Source organism: Deinococcus pimensis DSM 21231 (genome assembly GCF_000519345.1).
GTDB lineage: Bacteria > Deinococcota > Deinococci > Deinococcales > Deinococcaceae > Deinococcus_A > Deinococcus_A pimensis.
The window spans coordinates 24,717-30,064 of the sequence record NZ_KI912627.1 but is presented as its reverse complement, the minus strand read 5'-3'; the positions used below and the strand labels follow the sequence as shown (position 1 = coordinate 30,064).

Annotated in this window: 7 protein-coding genes; 1 reads left to right on the top strand and 6 read right to left on the bottom strand. The window is 69.8% G+C overall.

The window, feature by feature from the left end:
- Positions 1 to 107 precede the first annotated feature (107 nt).
- The 3 genes from DEIPI_RS0103370 to DEIPI_RS0103360 all read right to left on the bottom strand — a co-directional run bounded on the left by DEIPI_RS0103370 (position 108) and on the right by DEIPI_RS0103360 (position 1,642).
- Entirely contained in the window at positions 108 to 584 is a 477-nt protein-coding gene (locus tag DEIPI_RS0103370; protein ID WP_027480853.1) for a MaoC family dehydratase, read from the bottom strand.
- Complete coding sequence (locus tag DEIPI_RS0103365) at positions 581 to 1,357, bottom strand: SDR family oxidoreductase (protein ID WP_027480852.1); 777 nt, start codon at positions 1,355 to 1,357, stop codon at positions 581 to 583. The genes DEIPI_RS0103370 and DEIPI_RS0103365 overlap by 4 nt, the downstream gene beginning before the upstream one ends.
- 105 nt (positions 1,358 to 1,462) lie before the next feature.
- Entirely contained in the window at positions 1,463 to 1,642 is a 180-nt protein-coding gene (locus DEIPI_RS0103360) for a hypothetical protein (protein ID WP_027480851.1), read from the bottom strand.
- 139 nt (positions 1,643 to 1,781) lie between these two features.
- Between DEIPI_RS0103360 and hpf the strand changes: the two genes are divergently transcribed.
- Positions 1,782 to 2,357, top strand: a complete 576-nt coding sequence (gene hpf / locus DEIPI_RS0103355) for a ribosome hibernation-promoting factor, HPF/YfiA family (RefSeq protein ID WP_027480850.1) — start codon at positions 1,782 to 1,784, stop codon at positions 2,355 to 2,357.
- Positions 2,358 to 2,472: 115 nt separating this feature from the next.
- Here the strand turns inward: hpf and ribF are convergent, their stop codons facing one another.
- The 3 genes from ribF to ftsZ form a co-directional block, all read right to left on the bottom strand.
- Positions 2,473 to 3,360: a riboflavin biosynthesis protein RibF gene (gene ribF, locus DEIPI_RS0103350; protein ID WP_027480849.1), complete on the bottom strand. Its 888-nt coding sequence runs from the start codon at positions 3,358 to 3,360 to the stop codon at positions 2,473 to 2,475.
- Entirely contained in the window at positions 3,357 to 3,881 is a 525-nt protein-coding gene (locus DEIPI_RS0103345) for an NUDIX hydrolase (RefSeq protein ID WP_045233559.1), read from the bottom strand. The genes ribF and DEIPI_RS0103345 overlap by 4 nt, the downstream gene beginning before the upstream one ends.
- A 133-nt stretch (positions 3,882 to 4,014) precedes the next feature.
- Positions 4,015 to 5,082 (bottom strand): cell division protein FtsZ, encoded by a 1,068-nt coding sequence (gene ftsZ / locus DEIPI_RS0103340; protein WP_027480847.1) that lies wholly within the window; start codon positions 5,080 to 5,082, stop codon positions 4,015 to 4,017.
- Between the last annotated feature and the right edge of the window lie 266 nt (positions 5,083 to 5,348).

Sequence of the window (5,348 nt, the reverse complement as noted above, 5' to 3'; positions counted from 1 at the left end):
GAGGCTCAGCCCGCCCAGCCCGAAGGGGTCCGGGTGCGTTCCCAGGACCCGCGCGCGCACGTCCTCCGGGAAGTCCGGACCCGTCCGCACCTCCGCCGGGCCCCCGGTCACGCGTACGTCCTGAACACGATCTCCGCGACGAGCGCGGGCCGCTCCTCCCCCTCGATCTCCACCGTCTGCGCCAGGGTCACCTGCGCGAACGCGCCCGACGGGTCCAGCGTGGCCTCCACGAGCCGCGCGCGGGCACGCACGCGCCGCCCCACCCGCACGGGCGTCACGAAACGCACCCGGTTGAGGCCGTAGTTCACCAGCATCCGCCCGCCGAGGTCCATGACGTCCTCCAGCCCGCGCGCCAGCGAGCCCGCCAGCAGCGAGAGCGTCAGGAAGCCGTGCGCGACCGGCCCGCCGAAGGGCGTGCGCGCGGCCCGCTCGGGATCCACGTGGATGAACTGGTGGTCGCCCGTGGCGTCCGCGAAGGTGTTCACCATGTCCTGCGTGACCGTCACCCACGCGCCCACGCCGACCTCCTCGCCGGCGCGCGCCGCGAGCGCCGCCACCCGGTCCGCCGTGACGCCCGCGCTCATATCGCGCTGATCCCGCCGTCCACCGCGACGACTTGCCCCGTGATGTAGGCGCCCGCGTCGCTCGCGAGGAGCGCCGCGAGGCCCTTGAGGTCCTCCGGCCCGCCGAGCCGTCCGAGCGGCGTGCTCTCCACGATCGCCTGCTCGGCGTAGTCGAGCGTGCCGCGCGTCATCTTCGTGGGGAAGTACCCGGGCGCGATGGCGTTCACCGTGATGTCGTACCGCGCCCACTCGCTCGCGAGGGCCCGCGTCATGTTCACCAGGCCGCCCTTGCTGGTGTTGTACGCCAGCGTCCCCGCCATGCGCGGGTGGTTGCCCTGCAGGCCCGCCACGGACGCGACGTTCACGACGCGGCCCCGGCGGCGCGGGATCATGCTGGCCGCGCCCACCGCCTGCGTCAGCAGGAACGCCCCCGTGAGGTTGAGGTTGATCACCTTGAGCCACGCGTCGAGCGGGTGCTCCTCGGCGGGCGCGCCCCACGTGGCGCCCGCGTTGTTCACGAGGACGTCCACCTGCCCCCAGCGGCCCATCACGGCCCCCGTGATCTCGCGCGCCGTCTCGGGCTTCGAGAGGTCCGACGGTACGATCATCACTTCGTACCCGAGCCCGCCGAGATGGGCGGCGGCCTCTTCGAGTTCGTTCGCCTTCCTCGCCGTGATCGCGAGGCGCGCGCCCTGCTCGCCGAGCGCCTCGGCGATCTGCAGGCCCAGACCGCGCGACCCGCCCGTAATGACCGCGACGCGGCCCGTCAGGTCCATCAGTTCACGTACGCTCAAAAGTACCTCCCGTTGTGTGTGGGCGCAGTGTAGCAAGGAAGCGGTCAGCCGTCAGCGAGCAGTGGGCGGACCACTGACGGCTGACGGCTGACCGCTGACGGCTTCCTAGGCGTCGGGCGTCTCGTTCTGGATCTCCGGGAGGCTCTTCTGCGCGTCGTCCGCGCCCTCGCTGAGTACCCGGAAGGCCTCCTCGCGGGAGATCACGCCCTTCTCCACGAGGAGGTCGAGGAGCTTGCGCATGCTGTTGTGCGCGGCCACGGCGCGCAGGGAGACCGTATCGTCCATGGCCTCACCCTAGGAGCCCATCCTGAGCTCCATCCACCAAAAACAGCAAGGGCAGGGGAAGGTCAGGCGAGCGTCAGGGCTGCTATAGAATGATGTACCGAACGGCCTTCAGCCCCGGCCCTCGGTGGAGGAGGATCGCGTGCACATCTACCAGCTGTCCGGCCGCAACGTGGACGTCACCGACGCCCTGCGCGACTACGTGAACGAGAAGCTCACGCGGCTCGAGCGCTTCAGCGACCAGATCACCGACGCGAAGGTCGTGATGACCGTCCGCGACGTGCGCGACACCATGCGGCGCAACCGCGTCGAGGTGCAGATCAACGTGCCCAACGGCATCATCCGCGCCGAGGAGCACCACAGCGACATGTACGCCGCCATCGACAAGGTCTCCGACGTGCTGGAGCGGCAGCTGCGCAAGTACAAGACGAAGTACCTGCGTCACCGCAACGACAACGTCGTCGCGGAGGAGGGCGGCATGGTCGCCGCGCCCGTCGCGGACGACATCGTCGAGGACGAGGACTCCACCCTCACCCTGCCGGAGATCGTGCGCAACAAGCGCGTCGACATGCGCCCCATGACGCCCGAGGACGCGGCCGTCCAGATGGAGGCCCTCCACCACGACTTCTACATGTTCATGAACGCCGCGACGAACACCTGCGCGGTCGTGTACCGCCGCCGCGACGGCAACTACGGCCTCATCGAACCGAACGTGTAGGGGAGCCGTCAGCGATCAGCGATCAGTGATCAGCGGCCGGTGAAGGAGGAAGCGGACGCTCGTGGCGTCCGCTTCCTCCCTGTGTTCCTGACGACTGAGCACTGACCGCTGACCGCTACGTCAGCAGTTCGCGCGCCCGGCTCGCGTCGAGGTTGATCTGCGCCCTCAGTTCGTCGAGACCGCCGAACTTCTTCTCGCCGCGCAGGTGGTGACGGAACTTCACCTGCACCTCCTGCCCGTACAGGTCCCCTTCGAAGTCGAAGAGGTGCACCTCCAGCCGCGTGTCCGTGCCGCTCACGGTGGGGCGGCTCCCGACGTTCGCGACGCCCAGCAGGCGGCGCCCGTCCGCGTACACGATCACGCCGAACACGCCGGGCGGCAGCAGCTTCCCGGCGGGCACCTTCACGTTCGCGGTGGGGTAGCCGATGGTGCGCCCCAGCTGATCGCCCGGCACGACCACGCCGACCGCGTCGTACGTGCGGCCCAGCAGACGCGCCGCGCCCTCCACGTCCCCCTCGGCGAGCAGTTCGCGGATGCGGGTGGACTTGATGTCCTGCCCCGTGAGCTGGAACATCGGCAGGGCGATCACCTCGGGCGCGACCTCACGCAGGTCGTCGAGCTTCCCGCCGCGGCCCTTGCCGAACCCGAAGTCCTCCCCGACCACGATGGCGCGCGGCCTCAGGGTCGCGATGTCCCCGAGGAACTCGTCCTTCGTGCGGCCCGCGAATTCCCGCGTGAACGACACCGCGATCACCTCGTCCACCCCGAAGCGTTCGAGCAGCGCGAGCTTCTCCGGCAGGGTGGACAGGTACGGCGCGCCCTGCGTCAGCACCCGCGTGGGCGGATCGAAGGTGTACACGACGCTCGGGACGCGTTCCGCCCGCGCGCGGTCCCTCAGCCGCGACAGCAGCGCCTGATGCCCGAGGTGCACCCCGTCGAACGAGCCGATCGCGACGACGGTGTCCGTGTCGGGCCGCGCGTGCGGGCTCTGGTAGGTCTTCACGGGAGCCCCGCGCCCGTCGCGTCGATCCGCGCGAGGTCCGTGACGGCCAGCAGGGCCGCCGTGACGGTCGTGGAGGAGCCGAACTCGCGGCCGTCGCGCAGCGCGGCGAGCAGTTCGCGCGGGTCGTGCCACTCCACCGTGAGGTCCTCGTCGTCGTCGGGCGTGCCGGGCTCGTCGCGCAGGTTCGCCGCGCGGAACACGTACAGGTGCTCGTCACAGAAGCCCGGCGAGGAGTAGAAGCGCGTCAGGAGCGTCATGTCGCCCGTGAGGTTCGTCTCCTCGGAGAGCTCGCGCCGCGCGGCCGCCTCGGGCGTCTCGCCGTCGTCCACGAGGCCCGCCGGGACCTCCAGGGTGTCGCGGCCCACCGCGCGGCGCCGCTGACGCACGCACAGCATCCGGCCGTCCCCCCGCACCGCGAGGATCGCGACGGCGTCCGCGTGACGGACGATCTCCCACTTGCCCTCTTGCACTTCGAGGGTGACGATGTGCCCCTCGTAGATGATCTTCGTGTCGTCGCTCAAGGCGCCCTCCGCACAGGAGTCTACCCGAAAGTGGTCAGCGGTCAGCGGTCGGCCGCCAGGGGAAGGCCTTCGGTTCGGCAGCAGGAAGGGCGCACCCGCGGGTACGCCCTTCACGTTCACGGACCGCTGACCGCTATTCGCGGTCCGTGTAGCGCAGGAACGCGGGAATCTCGTAGTCGTGCTGGTCCACCTTGCCGCGCACGGGACGCACGATGTGCTCCAGGTTGCCGCTCGCGCGGGGCATGCCGAGGCCCGTCAGGGGAGAGGGCGTCTCGTTGAAGCCCGTCGCGATGACGGTGACACGCACCTCGTCCCCGGCGTCCTCGTCGGGCGTGATGCCGAAGAGGATGTCGGGGTCCTCCAGGCCGGTCGCCTCGCGGACCTTCTCGACGATCTCGTTCGCGTCGTTCATGCTGAGGTCGAAGCCGCCCGTGACGTTCACGAGGATGCGGCGCGCCCCGTCGATGCCGCGCTCCAGCAGCGGGCTGTGGATGGCGCTCATCGCGGCCTCCTCGGCGAGCTTGTCGCCGCGTCCCGCGCCGATGCCCATCAGGACCGTACCGGAGTTGCTGAGGAGGTTGCGGACGTCGGCGAAGTCGAGGTTGATCATGCCGTCCACGTTGATGACGTCGCTGATGCCCTTCACGCCGTAGTACAGCACGCGGTCCGCGATGAGGAACGCCTCGCGGAACGAGACCTTCTTGTCGACCGCCGTGAGGAGCTTCTCGTTGTTCACGACGATCATGCCGTCCACGCGCTCCGCGAGCTTCGCGATGCCTTCCTCCGCGACGCGCTGGCGCTTGGGCCCCTCGAACTTGAACGGCCGCGTGACGATCGCGATGGTGAGGATGCCCTGCTCGCGCGCGACCTCCGCGACGACGGGCGCCGAGCCCGTGCCGGTGCCGCCGCCCATGCCCGCCGTGATGAACAGCATGTCGGTGCCGTCGAGGTACTCCTTGATGCGTTCGCGGTCCTCCAGGGCGGCCTTCTCGCCCACCTCGGGGTCGGCGCCCGCGCCGAGGCCGCGCGTGAGCCGGTCACCCAGCTGGATGCGGACCTCCGCGTGGCTCTTGGCGAGCACCTGAGCGTCCGTGTTCCCGGCGATGAACTCCACGCCCTCCAGGCCGGACTCGATCATGCGGTTCACGGCGTTGTTGCCTGCACCGCCCAAGCCAATCACGCGAATCTTCGCCGCTTGCATCTTCTCTCCTTAGGTACGGTCAGGACGTGCTGCCCGCCGACTGATGAACTCCGCACAGTCTAACCGTTTCGTGCCCGGCGTGCGCGCCGAAACGTGCCCGCGCCGTTGGTGAGTCCCACCTTGGCCAAACGTCCATATCTTCCCGCGTCCCGCGGCCCACGTGGTGAGTGCGCTCCCCGCATGAGACGAGCGGCAGGGGACGCACCCCTGCCGCTCGTGAACCGACGGTCAGAACCAGTCGCGGAACATGTCGCGGATCCGGTCGA

Bases quoted from the DNA above. Each gene is read 5' to 3' on its own strand.
- DEIPI_RS0103370 (WP_027480853.1), bottom strand. From the start codon at position 584: ATGAGCGCGGGCGTCACGGCGGACCGGGTGGCGGCGCTCGCGGCGCGC.
- DEIPI_RS0103360 (WP_027480851.1), bottom strand. From the start codon at position 1,642: ATGGACGATACGGTCTCCCTGCGCGCCGTGGCCGCGCACAACAGCATG.
- ftsZ (WP_027480847.1), bottom strand. From the start codon at position 5,082: ATGCAAGCGGCGAAGATTCGCGTGATTGGCTTGGGCGGTGCAGGCAAC.